This window comes from Hymenobacter properus (assembly GCF_015694735.1).
Classification (GTDB): Bacteria; Bacteroidota; Bacteroidia; order Cytophagales; family Hymenobacteraceae; genus Hymenobacter; species Hymenobacter properus.
Window position 1 is genome coordinate 421976 of record NZ_JADQDP010000002.1, and the last position, 23722, is coordinate 445697.

22 protein-coding genes are annotated in these 23722 nt (G+C 62.2%); 10 read left to right on the forward strand and 12 right to left on the reverse strand.

What is annotated here, in order from left to right; translation table 11 throughout:
* Nucleotides 1-286 precede the first annotated feature (286 nt).
* Together I2I01_RS07925 and I2I01_RS07930 are read left to right on the forward strand one after the other, a co-directional pair.
* Nucleotides 287-1492, forward strand: coding sequence for a homogentisate 1,2-dioxygenase (locus tag I2I01_RS07925; RefSeq protein ID WP_196285911.1), 1206 nt, complete (start codon nucleotides 287-289; stop codon nucleotides 1490-1492).
* Nucleotides 1493-1593: 101 nt separating this feature from the next.
* Entirely contained in the window at nucleotides 1594-2133 is a 540-nt protein-coding gene (locus I2I01_RS07930) for a hypothetical protein (RefSeq protein WP_196285912.1), read from the forward strand.
* A gap of 93 nt (nucleotides 2134-2226) precedes the next feature.
* Here I2I01_RS07930 and I2I01_RS07935 read toward each other — a convergent pair whose 3' ends face one another.
* From I2I01_RS07935 to I2I01_RS07955, 5 genes are all read right to left on the reverse strand, one after another.
* A complete protein-coding gene (locus tag I2I01_RS07935; protein WP_196285913.1) occupies nucleotides 2227-2961 on the reverse strand; it encodes a hypothetical protein in 735 nt (244 codons plus the stop codon).
* 128 nt (nucleotides 2962-3089) lie between these two features.
* Nucleotides 3090-3836 (reverse strand): hypothetical protein, encoded by a 747-nt coding sequence (locus I2I01_RS07940; protein ID WP_196285914.1) that lies wholly within the window; start codon nucleotides 3834-3836, stop codon nucleotides 3090-3092.
* Nucleotides 3837-3911: 75 nt separating this feature from the next.
* The gene (locus I2I01_RS07945) at nucleotides 3912-5474 is read right to left on the reverse strand and encodes a hydroxymethylglutaryl-CoA reductase (RefSeq protein ID WP_196285915.1); all 1563 of its coding nucleotides are present in this window, start codon (nucleotides 5472-5474) and stop codon (nucleotides 3912-3914) included.
* 106 nt (nucleotides 5475-5580) lie between these two features.
* On the reverse strand, nucleotides 5581-5874 hold the full coding sequence (locus I2I01_RS07950; RefSeq protein ID WP_196285916.1) for an energy transducer TonB: 294 nt from the start codon (nucleotides 5872-5874) through the stop codon (nucleotides 5581-5583).
* Between the two features lie 170 nt (nucleotides 5875-6044).
* The gene (locus I2I01_RS07955; RefSeq protein WP_196285917.1) at nucleotides 6045-6794 is read right to left on the reverse strand and encodes an energy transducer TonB; all 750 of its coding nucleotides are present in this window, start codon (nucleotides 6792-6794) and stop codon (nucleotides 6045-6047) included.
* A gap of 333 nt (nucleotides 6795-7127) precedes the next feature.
* Between I2I01_RS07955 and I2I01_RS07960 the strand changes: the two genes are divergently transcribed.
* Nucleotides 7128-7943 carry a phytanoyl-CoA dioxygenase family protein gene (locus I2I01_RS07960; protein WP_196285918.1) on the forward strand — a complete coding sequence of 272 codons (816 nt, stop codon included), beginning with the start codon at nucleotides 7128-7130 and terminating at the stop codon, nucleotides 7941-7943.
* 134 nt (nucleotides 7944-8077) lie between these two features.
* Complete coding sequence (locus I2I01_RS07965) at nucleotides 8078-8857, forward strand: SDR family NAD(P)-dependent oxidoreductase (protein ID WP_196285919.1); 780 nt, start codon at nucleotides 8078-8080, stop codon at nucleotides 8855-8857.
* Between the two features lie 429 nt (nucleotides 8858-9286).
* Here I2I01_RS07965 and I2I01_RS07970 read toward each other — a convergent pair whose 3' ends face one another.
* Nucleotides 9287-9532, reverse strand: a complete 246-nt coding sequence (locus I2I01_RS07970) for a hypothetical protein (protein WP_196285920.1) — start codon at nucleotides 9530-9532, stop codon at nucleotides 9287-9289.
* Nucleotides 9533-9876: 344 nt separating this feature from the next.
* Between I2I01_RS07970 and I2I01_RS07975 the strand changes: the two genes are divergently transcribed.
* A complete protein-coding gene (locus I2I01_RS07975; RefSeq protein WP_196285921.1) occupies nucleotides 9877-10320 on the forward strand; it encodes a hypothetical protein in 444 nt (147 codons plus the stop codon).
* Between the two features lie 122 nt (nucleotides 10321-10442).
* Here I2I01_RS07975 and I2I01_RS23540 read toward each other — a convergent pair whose 3' ends face one another.
* A complete protein-coding gene (locus I2I01_RS23540) occupies nucleotides 10443-11150 on the reverse strand; it encodes a phosphatase PAP2-related protein (protein WP_196285922.1) in 708 nt (235 codons plus the stop codon).
* A gap of 158 nt (nucleotides 11151-11308) precedes the next feature.
* On the opposite strand from I2I01_RS23540, the gene I2I01_RS07985 reads away from it, so the two are divergent.
* The 3 genes from I2I01_RS07985 to I2I01_RS07995 all read left to right on the forward strand — a co-directional run bounded on the left by I2I01_RS07985 (nucleotide 11309) and on the right by I2I01_RS07995 (nucleotide 17484).
* Nucleotides 11309-12640, forward strand: a complete 1332-nt coding sequence (locus I2I01_RS07985) for an amidohydrolase (RefSeq protein WP_196285923.1) — start codon at nucleotides 11309-11311, stop codon at nucleotides 12638-12640.
* Nucleotides 12641-12849: 209 nt separating this feature from the next.
* Nucleotides 12850-15315 carry a M4 family metallopeptidase gene (locus I2I01_RS07990; RefSeq protein WP_196285924.1) on the forward strand — a complete coding sequence of 822 codons (2466 nt, stop codon included), beginning with the start codon at nucleotides 12850-12852 and terminating at the stop codon, nucleotides 15313-15315.
* Nucleotides 15316-15450: 135 nt separating this feature from the next.
* Nucleotides 15451-17484: a M4 family metallopeptidase gene (locus I2I01_RS07995; RefSeq protein WP_196285925.1), complete on the forward strand. Its 2034-nt coding sequence runs from the start codon at nucleotides 15451-15453 to the stop codon at nucleotides 17482-17484.
* Between the two features lie 82 nt (nucleotides 17485-17566).
* On the opposite strand, the gene I2I01_RS08000 is transcribed toward I2I01_RS07995, so the two are convergent.
* The gene (locus tag I2I01_RS08000; protein ID WP_196285926.1) at nucleotides 17567-18301 is read right to left on the reverse strand and encodes a hypothetical protein; all 735 of its coding nucleotides are present in this window, start codon (nucleotides 18299-18301) and stop codon (nucleotides 17567-17569) included.
* Nucleotides 18302-18381: 80 nt separating this feature from the next.
* Nucleotides 18382-19152, reverse strand: coding sequence for a tetratricopeptide repeat protein (locus I2I01_RS08005; protein WP_196285927.1), 771 nt, complete (start codon nucleotides 19150-19152; stop codon nucleotides 18382-18384).
* A gap of 266 nt (nucleotides 19153-19418) precedes the next feature.
* Between I2I01_RS08005 and I2I01_RS08010 the strand changes: the two genes are divergently transcribed.
* On the forward strand, nucleotides 19419-20303 hold the full coding sequence (locus I2I01_RS08010) for an alpha/beta hydrolase (RefSeq protein WP_196285928.1): 885 nt from the start codon (nucleotides 19419-19421) through the stop codon (nucleotides 20301-20303).
* Nucleotides 20304-20349: 46 nt separating this feature from the next.
* Nucleotides 20350-20802, forward strand: coding sequence for a hypothetical protein (locus tag I2I01_RS08015; protein ID WP_196285929.1), 453 nt, complete (start codon nucleotides 20350-20352; stop codon nucleotides 20800-20802).
* Nucleotides 20803-20846: 44 nt separating this feature from the next.
* Here I2I01_RS08015 and I2I01_RS08020 read toward each other — a convergent pair whose 3' ends face one another.
* The 3 genes from I2I01_RS08020 to I2I01_RS08030 form a co-directional block, all read right to left on the reverse strand.
* Complete coding sequence (locus tag I2I01_RS08020; RefSeq protein ID WP_196285930.1) at nucleotides 20847-21338, reverse strand: methylated-DNA--[protein]-cysteine S-methyltransferase; 492 nt, start codon at nucleotides 21336-21338, stop codon at nucleotides 20847-20849.
* Nucleotides 21335-22570, reverse strand: coding sequence for an amine oxidase (locus tag I2I01_RS08025; protein WP_196285931.1), 1236 nt, complete (start codon nucleotides 22568-22570; stop codon nucleotides 21335-21337). The genes I2I01_RS08020 and I2I01_RS08025 overlap by 4 nt, the downstream gene beginning before the upstream one ends.
* 162 nt (nucleotides 22571-22732) lie before the next feature.
* Complete coding sequence (locus tag I2I01_RS08030) at nucleotides 22733-23671, reverse strand: cation diffusion facilitator family transporter (RefSeq protein ID WP_196285932.1); 939 nt, start codon at nucleotides 23669-23671, stop codon at nucleotides 22733-22735.
* Nucleotides 23672-23722: the final 51 nt, after the last annotated feature.

Genomic DNA, 23722 nt, shown 5'->3' on the forward strand with positions numbered 1-23722 from the left:
CAGGAGATGTCTGTCATTGCGGGACATTTGTCATTGCGAGCGAAACGCAGTGGAGCGCGGCAATCCGTCCTTGTCTCAGCGACCTGCCTTCTATTGTGACAAAGCCTTGGTGCCAGTGCGGTACCGGGGCTTTAGCTTCGCTGACCTACGGTTCTGGTGAAAGGGAGTGTCTGGCATTGACAGGACGGATTGCTTCGGCTCCTCCTCACAATGACAGATGGTGCATTTTGCGCGCAAAACAGCTGGGGTTCTTACCTTCACTGCTCCATTTTCCCCACCCCGCCCCATGTCGCATTACCACCGCCTCGGCCAGATTCCGCGCAAGCGCCACACCCAGTTTCGGCAGCCCGATGGCTCCTTGTATTCGGAGCAATTGGTGGGCACGCTGGGTTTTCACGGCGTGTCGTCGCTGCTCTACCACGTGCACCCGCCCACCCAGATTAAGCATGTGGGCGAGCCCAAGCCCTTCGCGCCCAAGCTGCTGAAAGACCGGCCCCTGCAGCCCGAGCACCTGCGCACGCTCGCCCAAACTACCACCGGCGGCGACTACCTGGCCGCCCGCCAAACGCTGCTCGGCAACGCCGACGTGACCATGAGCATCTGCAACCCCACGGAGAAGCGAATGGATTACTACTACAAAAACGCCCAGGCCGACGAGGTGATTTTCGTGCACGAAGGCCGCGGCGAGCTGTGGAGCCAGATGGGCAAGGTGGCCTTCGAGCCCGGCGACTACGTGGTGGTGCCGCGCACCATCATTCACCAGCTGCACTTCGAAGAAGGGCCGGTGCGGCTCATGATTATCGAGTCGTTCAGCCCCGTGGAAACGGTGCGGCGCTACCGCAACCACTTCGGCCAGCTGCTGGAGCACTCGCCCTACTGCGAGCGCGACATGCGCCCGCCCACCGAGCTGCTGCCCCACGAGCAGCCCGAGGGCGACTATCTGGTGCGCGTGAAAAAGGAGGGCATGCTGCATGAGCTGACCTACGCCCACACGCCCTTCGACGTGGTGGGCTGGGACGGGTATTTCTACCCCTACGCCTTTAGCATCCACGATTTTGAGCCCATCACCGGGCGCCTGCACCAGCCGCCGCCCGTGCACCAGACGTTTGAGGGGCACAACTACGTCATCTGTTCCTTCGTGCCGCGTTTGTTCGACTATCACCCGCTCAGCATTCCGGCGCCTTACAACCACGCCAACGTGGACTCGGACGAGGTGCTGTACTACGTGGCCGGCAACTTCATGTCGCGCAAGGGCGTCGATTTGGCGTCTTTCACCTGGCACCCCACGGGGCTGCCCCACGGCCCGCACCCCGGCACCGTGGAAGCCAGCATTGGCAAGACCGAAACCCACGAGCTGGCCGTGATGGTGGACACCTTCCGCCCGCTCTACCTCACCGAAGCGGCCCTGCCGTATGTGGATGCCCGCTACCCCATGAGCTGGAACCCCGGCTTCGTGCCCGACCCGCCGCGCTCGGCCGACATGATGGATTGAGCTGGAAATGCGTAACTTCATCGGGTTGCCGGGCCGCTGTGAGCGAACTTTTTAGCGGCCGCATTGCGTATACCGAAACCTAACCAACCGTTTGACCATCTATGAAAAAATTACTTTTCCTCGCCCCGGCGCTGGTGCTACTGACGGTATTCGGCTGCAAAAAGAACCCGCTCGATGAGCTGCTGACATTTACCGTAGACGTGTCGCAGAACTCGCGCATCCCCCCGCCCAGCATTTTTTACACGGGCCTGCCCAAGCCGGTTTCCATCATCACGAACTCGGAGGCATCGTTTCGCAACAACAAGACCACTCGCGACAAAGTCAAGAACGTGCTGCTCGACCAGATGCAGCTCACGTTGGTGAGCCCGTCCACGCTCAACTTCGACTTTCTGGATAGCCTCAAGGTGTACATCAACACCCCGAAAACCAACAACCGGATTATGCTCGCCTACCTCTACAACCCGCCCAGAGGAGCGAAAACCCTGACGCTGGTGCCCACCACCGAGCGCCTCGACGACTACCTGAAATCGGAAACCTACGAGCTGACGGTGTATAGCCGGCAACGGCCCAACTACTTCGTCCGCGACTCGCTCACCATTCGTTCCGACACGCGCTTTAAAGTGACGGCCAACTCGCTGTAAGCCCATTTGGCCCAGGCTTCTAATAAAAAAGCCGACCCTCGCAGGTCGGCTTTTTTGTTGCATTGATTGCACCGGGCGGGCCGGGCAGCTGCGTTATTTGACCACCGCAATGCGGTTGTAGTGGTCCATCATTTTGGCGATGTCGGCCGGGCGGGTGTAGTCGAGGTGCTGGGTGTTGGCGAAGGTGCGCACGTCGTTGGCCCGGCTGCCGAAGAGGCGCAGCACGGCCGATTCGGTGGGCTCCAGCGGACGCAGAGGCTCGGTACCCACGGTGCCGGGGCCGGCCACCAGCGTGCCCACCAGGGGGCGCTTGCTGGTGGTGGCCTCGTCAGCCGGGGCATACAGCCAGGCCAGCAGCAGCGGGCCCGCGTCGATGGCGGTGAGAACTTCCACGTACTCGCGGCGGGTGCCGGCGCTGCCTTCTTTCACCAGGCGCGAGCGGAAGCGGCGCACCGGGGCGGCGGGGTCGCCGGCCTCGCCCAGGTCGAAGCCGCGCAGGCTGCTGGCGGGCCAAAAGTGCGTCGATTCGAGGTCGATGGAGTCCTGGGCTTCGAGCAGGTGCAGGCCCGCGTGGTAGCGCAGGCCGGGCACTAGCAGGGAGCGGCCATCGGCGGTGCGCAAATAGCCCAATTGAAAAGCAGGGCCGCCCACGAACCCACTAGTTTGTTGCTTCAGCGAAGCGCGGTAACCCTCGGCCACGGCGCCGGTGTTGGCTTGCTGGTAAGCCACGCGTGCATCGGCTACGTCGCGCGAGGTTTGGGCGGCGGCAGGCGCGGCCCCGCTCACGGCCGCGGCAAAAAGGAGTGATAAGCAGAAAGAAGTTTTCACGAATAATGAAGTAAAGCCTATAAGGAAAGGCACAAAATTACAACGCCAACGGCTGTCGTGGGCCAGGCAAAAAAGTAGTTGCCGTGGCCTTAACGGCTGAATTTCACGAAGTCAGCAGCAGAATATGGCTATTTGCCCTGCTGGTTGTAGTATTCCACCATGCGCAGCACCTGGGCCAGGTCGGTGTAGCTGAGGTGTTCCTTGGCGGCATAAGCTTCTACCTGAGCAGCGCGGGTGCCAAACAGCCGCAACACGTCCCGCCGATTGAGCGAGAGGGCCCGCAGGGGCTCCTGCGGCGTGGAGGAGGGACCCGCCAACACCACCTGGCCGATTTCGGTGCGGGCCGGGCGGGTTTCGGTGTGCAGAATGGGGTCGAGCACGGCGTCGTCGTGCACGTAGTGGTGCAGCACGGCCAGCACCAGGAAAGCGTTGTCGTCGGGCGTGAGCACTTCCACAAAGTTGCGCTCGGTGCCTCCGTTGCGCACCAGGAAGGTGCGGAAATGCCGCGTATCGGCCCCTTTACCCATATAAAAGCCGTCGAGGCTACCGGGCGGCCACACGTGGCTGCCGGTCGAGTCGCGCACTTCGAGCAGGTGCAGGGCCACGTTGTACTTCATGGCCGGCACGCGCACGCGGCGCTTGTTGGGCAGCACCAGCACGCCGGGCTGGTCGACGCTGACGAGGTAGGCTTCGGGCGCCTTGATGAGGTCTTTGCGCATGCGTTCCAGCGCGCCCGGCGAGTTGGCCTGCTGGTAGATGCCCAGGGCCACTTCGCCCAAGTCGCGCGTGTAGGTGGGCTGGGCGCGGGCTGGCGTGAGCAAGCCACTGACGGTGAGCGCCAGGCCGACAAAGAGAGAGGTAAAGGGACGTTTCATGGAGAAAATAGTTGGAACCTTGTGGCGTTGGCAGAAAGAGTGCCAAAGCATGGCGCAGGCCCGCAGTGCCGGTGCCTACCGGTTGCGGCCGTACTGCTCGTGGCTGCTCACCCAGTCGGAACTGCTGATGGCGGCGCCCAGGCTTAGCTCGCCGGCCAGCACCACGCCGGCCACTATTTCGGCAAACTTGCGCACCGTGCCGCGGCCCACGCAGCCCAGCATTTGCAGGCACTCGTTTTGGGTGGCCAGGCCGGTGCCGCCGCCGTGCGTGGCCACGATGAGCGACGGAATGGTGATGCTGATGTACAAGTCCCCGTCCTTGGTCACTTCCGAATACAGAATGCCCGCGCTCGACTCGCTCACGTTGGCCACGTCTTGCCCGGTGGCGATGAACAGGGCCGTGATGCCGTTGGCCGAGTGAGCGCCGTTGTTGTTGGCGCCCGAGATGAAGGCGCCCACGTTGCTCACCTGGCCGTGGTAGGCCAGCTGCTCGGGCGTCACGCGCATGCGCTGCATCAGCACGTCGCGCTTCACCACGGCCTCGGCCACCACGCGCTTGCCACGGGTGCGCATCACGTTGATTTGCGAGGCTTTTTTATCAGTAGCAAAGTTCGATTCGAGGTAGAAGTGCTCGATTTTCGGGCCCTTGTAGTTTTCCAGAATCCAGGAGCAGGCCGCGAAGGTGGCGCGGCCCACCATGTTTTGCCCCGCCGCGTCGCCGGTGCTGAAATTGAAGCGCAGGTAAGCAAACTTGTTGCTCAAATACGTGTCGATGTACTGCAACTTGGCCACGCTAGACGTGCTTTCGGCCTGCGGCCGAATCTGGTTGATGTTGTCTTCCACCCACTTGCCAAAGTCGCGGGCCCCACGGGCATCGTCGAATACGAACACCGGTGCCCGCTGCATGGCATCGCCAATGACGGTGCACTTCACGCCGCCGCACAGGTTCAGCACCTGCATGCCGCGGTTGTAGCTGGCCACCAGCGTGCCCTCGGTGGTGGCCATTGGAATGAGGAAATCGCCCTGCGCGTGCTCGCCGTGCACGGTGAGCGGCCCGGCCAGGCCCACCGGAATCTGGGCCACGCCCATGAAATGCTCGCAGTTACCTTTCAGCACGTGCGCATCGAATGAGTACTCCTTCAGGTGTTTAAATTCTTTGCCCGAAAATTCCTCGGCAAAGCGCTGGCGGGCCGCAATGGCGGCTTCGGCGTAGTCGTCCTCGTCGGAGCGCGGGATGCGGGGCTTGTGCATGGCGGCGCCTACAATGGCGTCTTCCACTTCCACGTGCAGCTCGCCGAAGGCATCGGTGCTGAACCAGGCCTGCACCGGGTGCATGCCCTCGGGCAGGGCCGGCGTGGCCAGCCGAATGGTGAGGGAGCGGCCCACGGGTAGGTCGATGGCCTGGCCGTCCGCGTTAATCTGGCTGGCGGGGCGCTGCTCGCCGTCGCCCAGGTCCACTACTATCTGCTCGGCTGGCACTATCGTCTCCCCAATCTTCACCTGCTTGAAGCCGGTCACCTTCACGGTGTCGAGCCGGTTTTTGATGCTGAAGGCCACGCCTTGGTTGTCGGGCAGGTTGTGCAGGCTGCCGCGCGTGTAGAGCAGCTTGAGAAGCATGGGGCTGGGCGTGAAGACCATGGGAGCGGTGGGGTTGAGGTTGTGTGGAAGTGAAGTGGCGAAGAAGCGCGGGGGGAAGATGGGGAATTTTGGGCGGAATCGGCAAGCTGCCGCTACGCTGCGGGGCTCACTGTAGGCAAATAATCATGGAGAAAGATAATTGCACGCTCACATTCACACCGTTTTGCTGCCCCGGTCGAAAAGGAGGCAGGGCGCGAATAGCGCGTACCACTTCCGCATCGAGTGCCGCAATGCCGGAGCTGCGGGCAAGGCGGGCCTGCCGAATGGCGCCCGTTTCGCTGACGATAAAAGTGGCCACAAACCGGTTGGGCGCTTCCTGAGTGGTGGCTGGCAGGTGAATATGCCGCTGCAGGTATTGCCGCCAGGCGGCATCTCCGCCACCCGTTCGAAACTCAGGCATGCGCTCCACGAAAAGGAATACGGGCGCCGCCCCAACCGGGGTGTGCGAAATATGAGCAGCCTGGGCCGCAACAGTTGAACTTCTGCAGCAGAATGCCCCGGTCAAAACCAGCACCAGCCAAATAAGCGGCCCCGCGACAGTATTTGAAGTGCTGGAATGTACGACCACGGCTATTTTAGCTTAAAGTTCACTGGCAGCACCACGTCTACGCTAACTGGGTGGCCATTTTGCATACCCGGCTCGAAGCCAACCATTCCCCCAATGGTTTTCAATACGGCAGCGTCCACTTGCGGGCTAAACCCCCTGATTACTCTCGCGTTGCTGGGAAGCCCATCGGCACCCACCGTGAAGGCCACGAAAATGCGTCCGGAAGCGCCCTCACCTGCCAGAACATCCGGCGCCGGCCAGTTGGTGTGCCGCTGCAGGTAGTCGGCCATCGCCCGGACGCCACCGCCCCGGAAAGTTGGCATGTGCTCCACCACCACGCCCAGAAACGGCAGCCGGTTCTTATCTGCCAACGCCGCCGAATCCTGCTTTGAGGCTTCTGTGTGCGCTTGCGCTGGCTGTGTTACTAGCTGCTCATAGTCAATTCCCCGTCGCCGCACCTGCGCCCACGCCTCGCGCGCCGTGAGGCCCTGGCCCACCACCAGCACCAGCGCCAGCAGAAACCAGCGCAGCCGCCGCGGCAGGGTAGGGGCGGGGGCCACCTGCGCCTGCCGAAAGCTGCCGCACACCTGCCCATTGGGCGAGGCGGCGCGGGCGGCGGCCAGGTCGGCCAGGGGGTCGGGGCTTTGGCTGAAATCCTGCACCACGCGCTGGCACTGGCCGCAGAAGCTTCCCCGCGGATGCGCCGCAAACGCGGCCCGGTCGACGGGGCAAGGGTTCAGCACCGCGTTGAAAGTGGGTAATTGAAGAAGCATAGAAATAAAACCAAGCGAACCCGGGCTAATTGACGTGCGCCCGGAATAGCTGCCTAACGCTAGCGGCCGGTTATTTAGCACGTTGGGTGGGCGGCTAAGTTGAGGCCGGTAAAGTATTTGGCAAACCGGACCGTTTGCAAGGCGGAGCCGGCGGCAGATTCACAATCTGTTCACTCACCGGGTGCGTACTTGCCCTGTTTAAAACCCTCGCGCACCGGCGCGGTTTATAGCCGCTGCGCAGCCGCCAACGCCCTTTCGGCAGGGCAAGGGCTGCGCCGGGCATGTTATCTTTGTATGTCGGTTGGCCTTCCCGCCGGCCGCCTCTTTTCTGCTATGGCTCTATCTGCTGATTACCCACGCTTTACCCTCGGCCACGCCCTCACGGCCGAGCAGCGGGCTTTTTTCGCTAAATACGGTTTCCTGCACTTTCGCCCGTTCGCCTCGCCCGAACACGTTCAGCAAATTCTGCAAGCCACGCAGGAGGTGCAAGCCAAGTGGCTGGCTGAGGGCGTGGAAAAAGTGAACGGCGTGCCCATCAAATACGGCAAGGACGTGGACGGCTCGCGCATTGTGCAGCGCTTTGCCTTCGCCTCGCAGCACCATCCCGTGCTGCACGAGTTGCTGCAGGATGAGCGGTTCCGGGCCCTGTTTCCGCTGCTCGAAGCCGAAGGCGGCCGCGTGGGCGAAAACGAGAAAGACGGCCTCGTAGTGAACCACTACGTAAACGTGCCCGGCTCCGAGTTCAGCCAGATGGGCTGGCACACCGATTCGCTGCGCGACGTGTTCTACGGCAAGCGCATCGGGCCCATGCTCAACGTGGGCCTGCACCTCGACGGCACCAAGGCCACCAACGGCGGCCTGCGCGTGATACCTGGCACCCACCGCCAGGGCTTGCACAAGATGCTGTTTCGCAAGAAGTACTACAAAGACGTGTACTACGACCCCAACGAAATGGCCATCGAAACCGAGCCCGGCGACCTCACCGTGCACGACGGCCGCATGTGGCACCGCGTGGCCCAGTCGCCGCTCATCGGCGAGGCCAGCCGCCGCCGCGTGATGTACGTGCCCATCATCGCAGGCAAGTACCAGCCCAAGAGCGAAGACAGCCCCACGCCCTTCTACCTGCGCTTCCTGCACTTGGTGAAGTAAAAAACGCTTGTCATCCTGAGCGCAGCGAAGGACCCTCTCACGGCTAAACGGTTTCCAGTAAATCAATCGGCGTAAACGTGAGAAGGTCCTTCGCTGCGCTCAGGATGACAAACATCCCACTAATTTAATCCACCATGTACGCACTCGTCACCGGCGCTTCGCGCGGCATTGGCCGCGCCATTTCCCTGCAACTAGCCCGGCGCGGCTACGACCTGCTGCTGGTGGCCCGCTCCGAAGACCAACTCACGGCCCTGGCCGAGGAAATCAGCCAAAAACACCAGCGCCAGGCCAAAGTGCTGGCCCTCGACCTGGCTGCCCCCGGTGCCGCCGAAACCGTGACCGCCTGGGCCACCCAGCAAACCGACCAGCTGGCCGTATTGGTGAACAACGCCGGCTACGGCCTCTGGGGCCGCTTTGAGCAGTTGGGCCTGGCCGAGCAGCAAAACATGCTGCAATTGAACATGCATCTGCCCGTGGCCCTCACGCACGCCCTGCTGCCGGTCCTGCACCGGGCGTCTAAAGCATACATCCTGAACGTAGCCAGCACGGCCGCCTATCAGGCGGTGCCCTCGCTCTCGCTCTACGCGGCCAGCAAGGCGTTTCTGCTGAGTTTCAGCCGCGGCCTGCGCTACGAGTTAAAAGCTAGTAATATATCGGTGACGTGCCTGAGTCCCGGTGCCACCACCACCAGCTTTGCTGACCGCGCCGGCATGGGCGCCGAGCTGCAAGCCACCGCCAACAAGGTCTCGATGACGCCCGAAGCCGTGGCCGAAGCCGCCGTGGCGGGCCTGCTGGCCGGCGAAGCTGAAATCATTCCCGGCGTGCTCAACAAGGTGTCGGCCGGCCTCACCAGCGTGGTGCCCAAGGGCATTGTGGAGAAAATCGCGGCCGGGATTTACGAGAAGTATTTGTAGGGCTAGGTGGTCATTTTGAATCAGATTTCATAAAAGTGAAAGCCCCAAACCTGAGTGGTTTGGGGCTTTCACTTTTATGAGTCATGGTTTTTTTGAGAAACCCACAAGTTTACAAAACTCATCTACTTGGCGTATTTTGTAAACTTTGATTCGTAGACGAGTTTCTTAGACTCGCCAAGTACCGCGGTAGCTTGTTGGCATCTGGTGGCGGGAAATTATTGGCCGTTTATTGAAACGAGGAATATGTCAGCCGACTGGTCACGCTAACGCCACCTTCGCTCTGGCCTCCACAGGGAGGCTAATATGCTCTTTCCTGGCAATAAATGGGCCCGAATGCCTCATCTGGGGGCGTATGAGAATAAAGCCCCACCAAAAAGCCGCTAGGTTCGGGCAGGTGTAGCGGCCTTCCGAAGGAGGCAATCCCGGGGCTTACCCGGCGTCGCCGGACCTGGAAACGGTGGGCTCCGGGGCGTTGCGGGTCCGGGCCGAAGCCAGCAGCCTGCCGGCGTCGCGGTGCAACGCCGTCGCCGCGCGGGCCACCAGTTCGTTCAATTCCACGCCCGGCAGGGCCCCACCCAGCACGTTGATGACCGCGAGGCAGACCAGGGCGAGCCCCGCCGTGAGCAGCGCGGCTGCCCGGAACAACAGATGGGCGTAGAACTGGAGCAGGGGCATCTGGCGGGGCGGCAAAAGCAGAAAGGTGAGTCCTTCCGGCGGGCTAATATATGGAAGAAACCTAGGCCAGCACCCGGGCGCGGGTGGCCGTGTCCACTGGGTTGGTCAGCCTCCCTGAACTTGCGTTCAGGAAAACGGTCGCGCCCTAGACTTACTGCGTCTCGACAAACGAGGTTTTTGGAGCGTTTTTTGAAGGGAATGGAGCTCAAGACGGTCATGACCCATCCCCGCTTCGGGCACTTGGCCGGGACCGTTCTGCTTGTAGAGCGCTTTGAGCAAAATGCAACCTCGTTCATTAGTTGCCGGTCAAACCGATACACTCCACCTCTTTCCCCGCTACGCCCATGAAAACGTTCCTGTGTTTGCTGGCTGCCGCTTCGCTAGGAGGTTGTCAACAACAAATGGTGGCCCCAGTGCCAGCCGCCACAACCGCGGCGCCGCTGGCTTCCGTGCAGGGGCGGATTGTGGCTGTCGAGCCCACCAAGCTCATTGCCTCCTTCAACGTCTCGCCTGTGCGCTGGCGGTGGCGGGTGGAGCTGGCGCCCCCGCTGACCCTGCCGGGCAACCCCAACAGCCACACGACGGCCTTTTCGGAAGTGAAAACCTTTTCCTTCGCCGTCGCCGACACGGCCGCGTTCCGCCCCGGCACGCGCATCTCCTTCACCTACCAAGTCCTGCCCTGGAGCCCCCCGCAGTGGTATTCCATCCCGGAAGCCATCTCTGCCGCCCCACGGCCGCCGCATTATGACTTGCCGGAAGTCACGCTGGCCAACGTTCAAGCCTTGTAAACCATCCCCAGTCGGTTCACGCAAAAGGTAGCTATTCTAAAATTAAGGGCGCTTGAATGAATCCCTAAAAAAGCCCCGAAAATTTACATTTTCGGGGCTTTTAGGTGCATTGCGAAGAATATTCAAAGAGGAATAGAATCTTGAGCGGCGGGTTGCTGCTTTGTTACTCGCCCCGCCAGCCAGTAGGCCAGCCAGGCAAACAGCGGGGCGGCCAGCACGTCGTAGCTGTAGTGCACACGCTGGATGAGCACCAGCATGCCCACGGCCACCGTCATCAGCAGCAGGGCGCGGCGCAGCTTGCGGCCGCGCACGACCAGCGCGAGCAGCGTCATGGTGGCGGTGTGGCCCGAGAAAAACAGGTCGCGCACGATGGGCTGCGTGGTCACCTCAAAAATGCGGTCCATCACCGGGTCGCGCAGCAGCACCAGGGCCGCGGGCGGGTCGAGGGGCAGCAGCCACAGCGTGCCCATGCGCAGCAACTGCAGAAACAGGTAGGCCCACAGGGCCCGCAGCAGCAGGTTGGGGCGCGGCAGCAGGTACACCAGCGTACCGGCCACGGCGCCGTAAATCAGCGCAAAGGTGGGCACCGATACGTCGTGCACCGGCAGCAGCGCCAGCAGCGGGTCGGCCAGTCGGTGGCCCGGGCGGGCCTGAATGAAGTGAAAGAAGCCCGGCACCACCGATAGCAGCGCGGCCATCAGCAGCAGCACCAGCGCCAGGCGCAGCCGGTAGCCGGGGCGGGCCCAGGCCGCTGCCCAGGGAGCCGGGCGGGTGGGCAACGAGGCAGAATCGGCAGGAGAGGAGTTAACCGGTTTTAAGAGAGTAGCCACAGAGTTAAGGCAATCAAATAATTAACCAGGAAGAAATACTGCTGCAAAAATACGGCACAAGCTCGACCGCCGCGCGGAAGCCGGTAGCATTAACGTAACATTGCAACCTGCCTGCAGGTGCCGCTGCGGGTCCATTCACCGCTAAAATTGGCTTCTCGATGCGCTCCACTTCTACATTTGCCCTACTCACGGCCACTGCGGCCTTTGCCCTGGCTGCGCCCGCCGCACAAGCCCAAAACACAGCCCTCAATGCCCGCATTGCCCAATTGGCCGCCCAGGAAGAAACCAAAGTGATAGCCTGGCGGCGCGACATCCACGAGCACCCCGAGCTGGGCAACCAGGAAACCCGCACCGCTGCCCTCATTGCCGCCCACCTCAAAAAGCTGGGCCTGGAAGTGCAAACCGGCGTGGGCCGCACCGGCGTGGTGGGCGTGCTGCGCGGCGGCAAGCCGGGCCCGGTGGTGGCCCTGCGTGCCGACATGGACGGCCTGCCCCTCACCGAAAGCAACGACCTGCCCTTCGCCTCCAAGGTGAAAACCACCTACCTGGGCCAGCCCGTGGGCGTGATGCACGCCTGCGGCCACGACACCCACGTGGCCATGCTCATGGGCGCCGCCGAAGTGCTCAGCCAAGTGAAAGCCGACTTGCCCGGCACCGTGAAATTCATTTTCCAGCCCGCCGAAGAAGGCTCCCTGCCCGGTGTGGAGGGCGGCGCCAAGCTCATGGTGAAGGAGGGCGTGCTCGACAAGCCCAAGGTGGACGCCGTGTTCGGGGTGCACATTCAGGCCCAGACCGAGGTGGGCAACCTGAGCTACCGCCCTGGCGGCGAAATGGCTTCCTCCGACCGGTTTACCATCAAGGTGCACGGCAAGGGCGCCCACGGCGCCTACCCCTGGAACAGCGTGGACCCCGTGGTGACGGCTGCGCAGATTATTCTGGGCCTGCAAACCATCGTGAGCCGGCAGGTGAAGCTGATTGACGACGCGGCCGTTGTCACGGTAGGCACCATCAACGGCGGCGTGCGCTACAACGTCATCCCGCCCGATGTAGAGCTGAGCGGCACCATTCGGGCCCTCAACCCCGAAGTGCAAAAGCAAATCTGGGCCAGCATCCGCCGCATTGCCACCAACATTGCCGAGAGCGCCGGGGCCACCGCCGACGTCAGCATCGAGCCCTACGTGCCCGTGACCACCAACGACCCCGCCCTCATGGCCCGGATGCTGCCCACGCTGCAGGCGGTGGCCGGCCCGGCGCATGTGCACGAAATTAAGGCTGTGACGGGTGCGGAGGACTTCTCTTTTTACCAGGAGAAGGTACCGGGCCTGTTCCTGTTCGTGGGCGGCATGGCCAAGGGGCAAGACCCCGCTACTGCGGCCGACCACCACACGGCCGGCTTCCGCATTGATGAGAGCGGGTTGACGCTAGGCGTGAAGACACTGTCGACCTTAGCCGCCGACTACCTCAACCGTACCCAAAATCAGCAAAAATAAGTCCAGTTTGCTCGTTTCAAGGTAAAGGATTATTTCAATTTGGCTGAGTGCAAATTCATCTTCATGAATTGTATAAAATTTTGGCATTAACATTAAAATTTTTAATCGATAACGTTTGCGGATTGAAATAATGTCTAGGTTGCGAAGGCAAAAGCACGAATATTGCAAAAAGTGCTAAGCCTTTCCCACCACATTTTTCATCCATTTAAATGAGAAAACAATACTCAGCTGTAGCATTAACTCTGCTCGGCGCCTTGGCCGCTACCACGGCTCACGCTCAGGATGCCGCGCGCATCCAAACCAAGGTTTTGGGCGACGACAAACAGCCCGTGCTGGTGCAATTCAACGCCGAAGGCAAGATGGCCCTGCGCGGCCTGAGCGGCGAACAGGTGCTGCGGCAGCAGCTGGCCCTTACCAACGCCGACCAGATGCGCGTGGCCCGCGTCGAAACCGACCAACTGGGCTTCACGCACCAGAAGTTCTCGCAGTACTACCAAGGCATTCGGGTAGAGCACGCCGACTACACGGTGCACGCCAAGGGCGGCACGGTAGAAAGCATCAGCGGCGACTTCGAGCGCATTTCGGGCCTGAATACCACGCCCGGCCTGAATGAGAGCACCGCTCTGAGCCGCGCCCTGGCCCACGTAGGTGCCCGCAAGTACATGTGGCAAACCAATGAAGCCAACGCCAACGAATTCGCCCCGACCGGCGAGTTGGTGATTGTGCGTGATATGCGCCAAGGCGCTGAGAACGGCCCGCTGGTGCTGGCCTGGAAGTTCAACGTGTACGCCGCGCAGCCCATTAGCCGCTCCTACGTGTATGTGGACGCCCACACCGGCCAGGTGGTGTTGCAAGACAACATCATCAAGCACGCGGCGGCCACCGGCACCTTTGCCACGGCCTACAGCGGCACCCGCTCGTTTGCCGACGGCACCACCACCGGCGGCTATTTCCTGCGCGAAACCACCCGCGGCCTCGGCATCCAGACCTTCAACTGTAAGAAGAGCAACAGCTATACTTCGGCCACCGACTTCATCGACGCCGACAACAACTGGACGTCGGCCGAGTACAACAACGCCAACTTCGACAACGTGGCCGGCGACGCCCACGTGGGTGCCCAAGCCACCTACGACTACTGGAAGAACGTGCACGGCCGCAACTCCTACGACAACGCCGGTGCCATCATCAAAAGCTACGTGCACTTCGACGACGTGCCCGGCGGTGCCGGCTACGAAAATGCCTACTGGGACGGCGTGCGCATGACCTACGGCGACGGCGCTACCCGTTTCCGCCCCCTGACGGCCCTGGACGTGTGCGGCCACGAAATCGGCCACGCCGTGTGCGAGAAAACGGCCAACCTGACCTACGCCAACGAGTCGGGCGCCATGAACGAAGGCTTGTCCGACATCTGGGGTGCCAGCATCGAAGCCTACGCAGTGGCCAATCTGGGTTTCACTTCGGGCGGCGTGAAAGCGAAGTCGACCTGGCTCATTGGCGAGGAAATCGACAAACAGCAGGCCGCTTTGCGCTCGATGAGCGACCCGAAATCCTTGGGCCAGCCGGCTTATTACAAGGGTCAGTACTGGGCGCCGCTGTCGTCGGCGCCCTCCAATGCCAACGACCAGGGCGGCGTGCACACCAACTCGGGCGTGCTCAACCACTGGTACTACATCCTGGCGGTGGGCAAATCGGGCACCAACGAAGGTGGCAATACCTACAGCGTGACCGGCCAGGGCATTGATGCTGCTGCCAAAATCACCTTCCGCATGGAAAGCGTGTATATGACGGCCAGCTCGACCTACGCCCAGGCTCGCACCTACGCCATCCAGGCCGCTACCGACCTCTACGGTGCCGGCTCGGCCCAGGTAATTGCCGTAACCGATGCTTGGTATGCTGTGGGAGTGGGCGCGTCTTACGCCGGCGGTGGCACCACCACGCCGCCCCCCACCACTACTACCTACTGCACTATCAAAGGCACCAGCCAGGCCTATGAGTGGATTGACCTCGTGCAGCTGGGCAGCATCAACCGCACTTCCGGTAAAGATGGCGGCTACTACAACGGTACGGCGCTGAGCACCAGCGTGGCCGCTGGCTCGTCGCAGACCATGTACTTCTCGGCTGGCTTCACCAGCACCGCCTACACCGAGTACTGGAAGGTGTACATCGACTACAACAAGAACGGCGTGTTCACCGATGCCGGCGAACTGGTGATTAGCGGCAGCAGCGCCAGCTCCGGCACCCTGAGCGCCACCTTCACGGTGCCCACCACGGCCCGCAACGGCAGCACCGTGATGCGCGTGATAATGAGCGACAACTCGGCCACCACCAGCTGCGGCACCTTCAGCTACGGCGAGGCCGAGGACTACACCCTCAACATCACGGGCGGCGCGGCCATTGCGCCCACTACGCTGACCGGCGACGCTACGCCGCTCGGCAACGATGTGGCCCGCACCCTGGAGCTGTTCCCCAACCCGGCCACCGACGCCCTGCGCCTCGTGCTGCCCGGCAATGCTGAAGTAACCGATGTGACGGTAACCGACGTGCGCGGCGCCCGCATGACCGGGACCACGCTCAGCAACGGTGTGCTTAACATCAGCGGCCTGGCCAAGGGCATGTACACCATCAGCGTGAGCGACGGGCAGAAAGTGTTCCACCAGCGCTTCGTGAAGGAATAAGCGGTTGAATTTTATGGAAATGAGCCGCTGGCGCTGCTGGCGGCTCATTTTTATTCAATGCCTGCTTTCACTTCATGATTTTTTCACAATCAACTTTCCACCTTCCTTTCAATCCTTTTCTAAATACTTAAAAGCATGACAAACAAATACTCTGCTGCCGTTTTACTGATGCTCGGCACCCTGGCCGCCAACGTGGCCCAGGCCCAGGATGCCCGCCGCATCCAAACCAAAGTATTGGGCGATGACAAGCAGCCCGTGCTGGTGCAGTTCAGCGCCGAGGGCAAGGCTGCCTATCGCGGGGTGTCCGCTGAGGACGTGCTGCGCCAGCAGCTGGCCCTCACCAACGCCGACCAGATGCGCTCGACCCGCGTGAAAACCGATGCGCTGGGCTATACCCATGAGAAATTTGCGCAGTACTACCAGGGTATCCGGGTAGAGCATGCCGACTACACGGTGCACGCCAAGGGCGGCGCGGTGGAAAGCATCAGCGGCGACTTCGAGAAGCTGACCAACTTCAACACCACACCGGCCCTGAGTGCCTCGGCGGCCCTCACGCGGGCGCTGGCCCACGTGGGCGCCACCAAGTACATGTGGCAGGACGTGGCCGAGGAAGCCGGCCTGAAGCAGGAAACCAACAACTCGGCCGCTACCTACTACCCGCAGGGCGAGTTGGTGATTGTGCGCAATGGCCTGACCACCAACGCCAGCGAGAAAGGCCAGCCGGTGCTGGCCTGGAAATTCAACATTTACGCTCAGGAGCCGGTTAGCCGCGCCCTCATCTACGTGGATGCCCACACCGGCCAGGTGGTGCTGCAAGACAACATCATCAAGCACGCGGGCGCTACCGGCACTTTTGCCACGGCCTACAGCGGCACCCGCACCTTTGCCGACGGCACCACCACCGGCGGCTATTTCCTGCGCGAAACCACCCGCGGCCTCGGCATCCAGACCTTCAACATGAAGAAGGGCACGCAGTATGCCCGCGCCGTCGACTTCGTCGACGCTGACAACAACTGGACGTCGGCCGAGTACAACAACGCCAACTTCGACTGGGTAGCCGGCGACGCCCACGTGGGTGCCCAGCTCACCTACGACTACTGGAAGACTGTGCACGGCCGCAACTCCTACGACAACGCCGGCGCCATCATCAAGAGCTACGTGCACTACAGCCGCAGCTACGAGAATGCTTACTGGGACGGCGTGCGCATGACCTACGGCGACGGCGCCACCCGTTTCCGTCCCCTCACGGCCCTGGACGTGTGCGGCCACGAAATCGGCCACGCCGTGTGCGAAAACACTGCCAACCTGACCTACTCGAACGAGTCGGGCGCCATGAACGAGGGCCTGTCCGACATCTGGGGCGCCAGCATTGAGGACTATGCGGTAAACCACCTGGGCGTGACCTCGAGCGGTGCCAAGCCGAAATCGACCTGGCTGATTGGCGAGGAAATTGACAAGCAGCAGGCCGCTTTGCGCTCGATGAGCGCCCCCAAGACGCAGGGCCAGCCCGACTACTACAAGGGCATCAACTGGTACACCGGCACCGGCGACTACGGCGGAGTGCACACCAACTCGGGTGTTATCAACTTCTGGTACTACCTGATTTCGGTGGGTAAGACGGCCACCAACGAGAAGGGCGTGGCCTACTCCGTAAATGGCATCGGCATCGACAAAGCCGCCCTCATTACCTTCCGTATGGAAGACGTGTACATGACAGCCGGCACCACCTACGCCCAGGCCCGCACCTACTCCATTCAGGCCGCCGCGGACATTTACGGCGCCGGCTCGCCCGAAGTAATTTCTGTGACCAACGCCTGGGACGCCGTGGGCGTAACCGGCAGCACGGCCCTGGTGGCCGGTGGCACCAGCACCAGCACCCCAGCCGTGAACAGCGGCAACGCTACCCTGACCGGCAGCAACACCGGCCTGGCCTCGGCCCACGAGCTGAGCATCTACCCCGTGCCCGCCACCAACGAGCTGCACCTGCTGCTCGGCAACAATGCTGACATCATCAGCGTGCGCGTGGCCGACCTGCGCGGCGCCAACGTGGGCAGCGTACGCTACGACGGCAACGGCACGCTCGACGTGAGCAGCCTGGCCAAGGGCATGTACGTCATCAGCGTGAGCGACGGGCAGCAAACCTTCCGCCAGCGCTTCGTGAAAGAGTAGCCGCTCGGCAAATAGACTAAAAAAGGCCCGTCAGCATTGCTGACGGGCCTTTTTGTTTCGTTATGAAGTATGGCCGCTTGGCTTATTTCAGCGAGTAATCCAGCTTTAGCATCACCGTGCCGAAGCCATCATTGTTGCGCGAGGCACCACCCAGCCGCTTGCTGATGTCATCGAGCTGGTCGGTGGTGGTGAAGTAGTAGTTGGCTTCCAGATTCGCCCGGAACTGGTCGGTGAGGCGCACGCTGAAGCCGCCGCCCACCGGCGCCACGCCGGCCAGGTAGGGATAGTCGTTGCGCTCTGGGGCCAGGTACGCTGTTTCGTTGCTGGGCCGCGCAGTGCCCAGGTAGGAGCGGGGGTCGAAAAGCATCAAACCGGCGCCGCCTTGCACGAACACCTGAAAGATGGGTGCCTCGGCCACCGACGACGCAAAAATCGACTCATCGGGGAGCAGGTCAAACCGCAGAAACACCGTGCCCAGCCCGTTGGTGCTGGTGAAGGCCAGGCCACGCTCTTTGGCCTTGTCGCGCGCGCCCAGCTTCAGGTAGCTGAACTCGCTGCCCAGGTGCAGGTGCGGCGTGAGGCGGTAGAGAATGCCCGCGCTCACGGCCGGGCCAAAGAAATTGTCGCCGGGGCTGTTGCCCAGGTCGCCGTCGTAGAGCCCCGTGCCGCCGCCGAGCGTGACGTGCAGCGGCCCCCGGTAGTAGGGGCGGCCCTGCCGGTTGTAGTGGCGCACCGAGTAGTGGTATTGGGCGTGGGCCGTGTGGCTGCTGAGAAAGCCAGCCGCCAGCACTCCCAGAATAAAAAGACGAAACCGCATGCTAGAGATAAAGGATGATGAAACTCCGCTTGTACGGCCAACAACGGCAAGGCTGCCGGAATTGGTCTGCCGGGCGGGGTTTATTTGAAAGTGCCTTGCGGGTCGGGCTGCTTGGCCAGCAGGTCCGACACAAGGTTGAAATCGAGGCTGGTGGGGCTCAGCGCCTGCCCTTTGTGCACGGCGGCCCAGGCCTCGGCGTACTTCTCCTGGTAGAAATAGCCGCGGGCCAGCTCCTGCCAGGCCACGGCGTTGGTGGGCTCGGCGGCGGTGGCGCGCTGCAACAGCTCGATGCCGGTGGTGAGGTCCTTCTTCTTCTTGGTTTGGTTGTAGCGGATGAGGTGGCTGGTGCCCAGGTCGCTCATCAGCACTGCGCTGCTGGGCGACAGCGCCAGGCCTTTGGTGAGCAGGCCGATGGCGGCGTCGGGCGTGGGCTCGCTGCTGGCCACAATGCCCATGCCCCGGTAGGCCTCGGCATTTTTGGGGTCGAGCAGCCAGGCCAGGTTGAAGCGGTAAACGGCCGTGTCGGGCTGGTTTTCGCGCAGATACTCGTAGCCTTTATTGGTGAAAAAGGTGCTGGCTTCGGCCGTGGAGGCAAAGCTGGCGGCAATGGCCTTGAGCTGCGCCTCGCCAATAATCTGGGTGGCCTGAGCCGGGCTGAGGCCACCGAACATAGGCTGTAGGCGGGCCGGGCGGCCGGGCGCTGCCGGGGCGGTGGCCAGGCTGCCGTCGGCGTTGGCGGCCGAGGTTTTGCCCCGGCGCTGGGCCTGGGCCGGCGTGGCCAGCAGCACCCCCAGTACCAAGGCCGCCGTCAGGGCCGACGAAACGGTTTTGAGCGAAGCAGGGATAAACACGTTGAAGATTAAAGAAATGAATAATGCCGGCCGCTATTAAAATGCGCCGGCCGCAGTTTCTGACAAAGATAAAGCCAGAGCTCGTAGCGCGAACTTTGTAACCCGCGTCTCCAGCGGAAGCCCGAACGATTCCAACGGCGCGGGGACGCGGGCTGCAAAGCCCGCGCTGCTGCCGAGCCGCGCAAACCGCAGCCACCGGCGCGGCGTAGGTGAGCCCCGGCCATGCGCATTCCGAAGCATGGCCGCCGGTCATTCGTTCCCGTTTTATGCGTCGTTTTCTTCTGGTAGCACCCGTGGCGGTGCTACTGTCGGCCGTGGCCGTCCTGCTCGCCACCGAATACGTGGTAGCCCGCCCCAGCCACCGCACCAAAAATGTGCCTTATGTGGCCAGCACTGCACCCGATTTTGACAAGGAGCGCCACGTGCTAGATGTGTATTCACCCAAAAAAGCCGCGCCTCAGGCGGCCGGCTACCCGGTGGTGCTGTTCATCCACGGCGGCAGCTGGACGAGCGGCAACAAGAACATCTACAGCTTCATCGGCCGGCGCCTGGCCAAGCAGGGCGTGGTGGCCGTCGTCATCAACTACCGCCTCGCGCCCGCCGTGCACGTGCCCGAGCAGGCCGCCGACTGCGCCCGCGCCCTGGCCTGGACGGTGCAGCACATTGCCCGGTACGGCGGCGACCCGCAGCGCGTGTTCGTAATGGGACACTCCGCCGGTGGTGGCTTAGCCGCGCTGCTCGCTACCGACGATGCCTTGCTGGCCCGAAACGGCCTGCCCCAAAACCCCGTGCGCGGCGCCATCCTAGACGACCCGGCCGGGCTGGATATGTACAGCTACCTAAAGGAAATGCGCTACGAAGGCGACGCCCAGTACAAAGTGCCTTTCGGCCACGACCCCGCGGTTTGGAAGGAGATGTCAGCCATTTACAAGATTCGGCCAGGCATTCCGCCTTTTCTGTTCTACCTCGGCGGCGAAACCTACCCGAGCATCAGTGGCAGCGCGGGACGCTTCCGCGACCGGCTCAAAGCCATTGGGCAAGCACCAACATACACCATCATTCCCGGCCGGCACCACATTCCCATGGTATTGCAGCTGTATTGGCAGCACAACATTATCTATCAGGGCCTACTGAAGTTTGTGGGGGCGTGAGGTGGATTGGAGGGGTAGCGAAATGTCCATCTGCCTTGTCGTACCCGTGGACACCGCTTATTTTTACGCTGTCCACTTCGCTGCCATGCCCCCGCCGCCCCCGCCCAATCTGACTCGTCTGTTCGTAGTCCTGGCGTGCCTGGGCGTGGCCATGGTGGCCATTCCTTTTTTGGTGGGAGTAGGGATTAGCCTGTATGAAAGCTATACAGGCAACGTCATCGTCGAAGAACCGAACTACATCGACGCGTTGCGCATGGCTCATATCCTAATGGACGAGCGGTTGCACTATTCGCCCGACCTCACTTACCCCAAAGCTTCCCCCGAGGTGAAGATGTCTCCCCAAGGCCATTTCATCGTGCAGGGCAAAATCTTTCAATTTGTTGAGCCTCGGTTTATCCCTTTCCCCTATGTTGTTGAACTACAATACCTGGGGCCCAAGTGTATGGACACGACTAGTTGGAAACTCATCCGTTGCACCGTTCCTGGCCTGCTGAAATAACTGCTGTGTGCTTGGCAGGGGCGGCATAGCCGCTTTCAGACCATTTACCCAAACAGCCCGCCCTGCCGCGTGGGCTGCTCAAATTCGAGCAGCCACTTCTTGCGGTGCATGCCGCCGGCGTAGCCCGTCAGGCTGCCGTCGGCGCCGATGATGCGGTGGCAGGGCCACACAATGGCCAGCGGATTCTGCCCATTGGCCGCGCCCACGGCGCGCACCGATTTAGGGTTGTTCAGCAGCTTGGCCACGTCGAGGTAAGAGGCCGTGCGCCCGTAGCCAATCCCCGTGAGCGCCTGCCACACCTGCCGTTGAAAATCGGTGCCAAAAGTGGAGTAGTACGTCAAATCGAACGTGCGTAATTCGCGGGCAAAGTAGGCTTGCAGCTGCTCGTACGCCGGGCGCAGGCATTCGGGCACAGCAGCCAGCGGCGTTGCCGGAATCACCGCATCGTTCAGAAAAGTAACCGCACTCAAGCCTTCCTCGCAGCCACTGATGGCCAGCGGGCCGATGGGAGTGCCCAGAAACACCGAAAGGTTCATGGCTTAAAAATAGGCGCGGCCAGCGAAAGACTGGCTTGCACGCTGGTGGCGCTTTGCCGGCGGCGGGGCGGCTTGGCAGCGGCCACCAGGGCCTGGGCCTGCAGCAGGGCTTCGGCGCTGGGCTGGTGCAGCACGCGGCCAGGCCCGGGCTGCGCGAGGTCGGCGTCCCAGAGGCCGGAGCGGTGCCACTGGTCGAGGTGGTCCCAGTCGGGGCGGTCGATGAGCGGGTAGATGCACACGCCTTGCAGCGGCAGGCCCTTGCGCAGCACCTGGGCGCACTCGTCGGCAATCATGCGCCACCAGATGGGCCGGTCCACGCCGGGGTGGCTGGTTTCGGTGATGGCGAAGGGACGGCCGTAGCGCTGGTAGGCCTTGCGCAGCAGCTTGTGCAGTGGCACCCAGCGTGGGTCCATGGGCGCATCGTTCCAGCCCAGCTTGCGGTAGGGGTGCAGCTGCCACTGGTTGTCGTAGTAGTAGTTGAAGCCCACAATGTCGAGCAGCTCGGGCGAGCCGCCCAGCTCGGGGCTCAAGCGGCCGCAGAGAATGTCGGTGGCCTGAAACTGGTTTTCGTGCGACTGGCGGGCGTCGCGGCGGTGCTCGGGCCAGGCGTTGGGCGGGGGCACAATGCTGATGAGCGGCTCGGTGGTGAGCAGGCGAATGCTGGGGTCGGCCTCGCGCAGGGCATAGCTGCCCTCGATGTAGGCGCGCATCAGGCCGTACTTCACGCGCCAGCCCTGGCCGTGGCAGTAGGGCGAGGTGCCGTTGGCGTCGCCGCCCAGCCAGCTGATGAAGCTCACCTCGTTGATGGGCGTGACGATGAGCACATCGTCGGGCCGCTCGGAGCGATAGAAATCCACAAACGCGCGGCACAGTGCCGCGAAGCGCCGGGCAAACATGGGATGCAAGGGCGTCAAGTCGTCGGGGTAGCCGAAGTGGCACAGGTCCCAGATTTGCTGCACGCCGTGGCGCTTGCCCGCGTCCAGCATCGTTTTCACGGTGCTGAAATCGTAATGGTAGGGCGTTTTCTCAATCATGGCCCAACGAATGCCTTCGCGCACGGTGCCGATATTAAACGGTTTCTGGGCCGCATAATCTTCGTCAATCAGCTGCAAATGGCCGGTGAGCGGCAGGAAATCGACGCGGTTGCCAAAGGCGTTGAGCTGGTCGGTGCACTCGTATCCGCCCCACCAAAAGGATTGGAACGGGTTGGTCTCGGAGGAAAGAAGAGCCATAAATCAGGAAAGGGGATAATAGGCGAATGCCCGCGCCCGCTGGTTGGGCGGACACGGGCACAGGTATGGCTTAAACCGAAAAAGCAGGGCTAGGGTTAAGGTTGAGCTTATCTGGATGGATAAGCAAGTCCGTTATGCCGCGGCTGCACTCGGTATGACGGGCTATTTGCCCTCCGTTGGCGCGGCCTGCACCAAGTTCTTCGCCTCGATGAAAATACGTTGCACTTCCGGGTGTTCGGCCCGGATGGCGTCCTGCAAGTGCTCCACGGCCGCCGCCACCTGCGTGGAGGTGAGGTCGTCGGCAAAGTCCACATCGAGGGCCATGATGACGTCGTTCGGGCCGAGGTACATGGTGAGGGGCGAACGGATTTCGCGCACCTGCGGCGCGGCGCGCGCAATGCGCTCCAGGTTGGCGAGCGTGTCGGCGTCCACGCCGGTGCCCACTAGCAGGCCCTTGGTGCGGCTCACCAGGAAAACGGCCACGCCCATCAGCAGCAGCCCAATGGCAATGGATGCCCCGCCATCGAAATACGGGTTATTCAGCAAGTGGCCCAGAAATACGCCCAGGCCGGCAATGGCCAGGCCAATCAGTGCGGCCAGGTTTTCCATCACCGAGGCAAACACGGCCGGGTCGCGGCTGGTCTTGAGCATTGCCGTGAAGCCCACGCTGCGGTCAGCCTGGGCCAGCAGGGCCTTCACCGAGAGGTAGAACGCAATGCCCTCAAACAGGAAGGAAAGGCCCAGCACCACATAGTTCCAAGTAGCGTCTTCGATGGGCTCGGGGTGTTGAATGTGCTTGATGCCTTCGTAAAACGACATGCCGCCGCCGATGGCGAAGATGAGCACGGCCACAATCAGGCCCCAGAAGTACAGCTCCTTGCTGTGGCCGAAGGGGTGTTCGGCATCGGGCGGGCGCTGGCTTTGGGCGGTGCCGTAAAGGAGCAGGCCGCTGTTGCCGGTATCAACCAGCGAGTGAATGCCCTCCGACAACATGGCCGAAGAACCGGTGAAATACGCCGCCACAAACTTGCTCACGGCAATGGCGACGTTGGCAGCAATGCCGCCGTAGAGGGAAAGTTTAGAAGCGTTTGCGTCGGCCATAAGGCTGAGGAAGGAGGAGAATGAGGTAGTTGTCTTGAACTCAAAGAACGT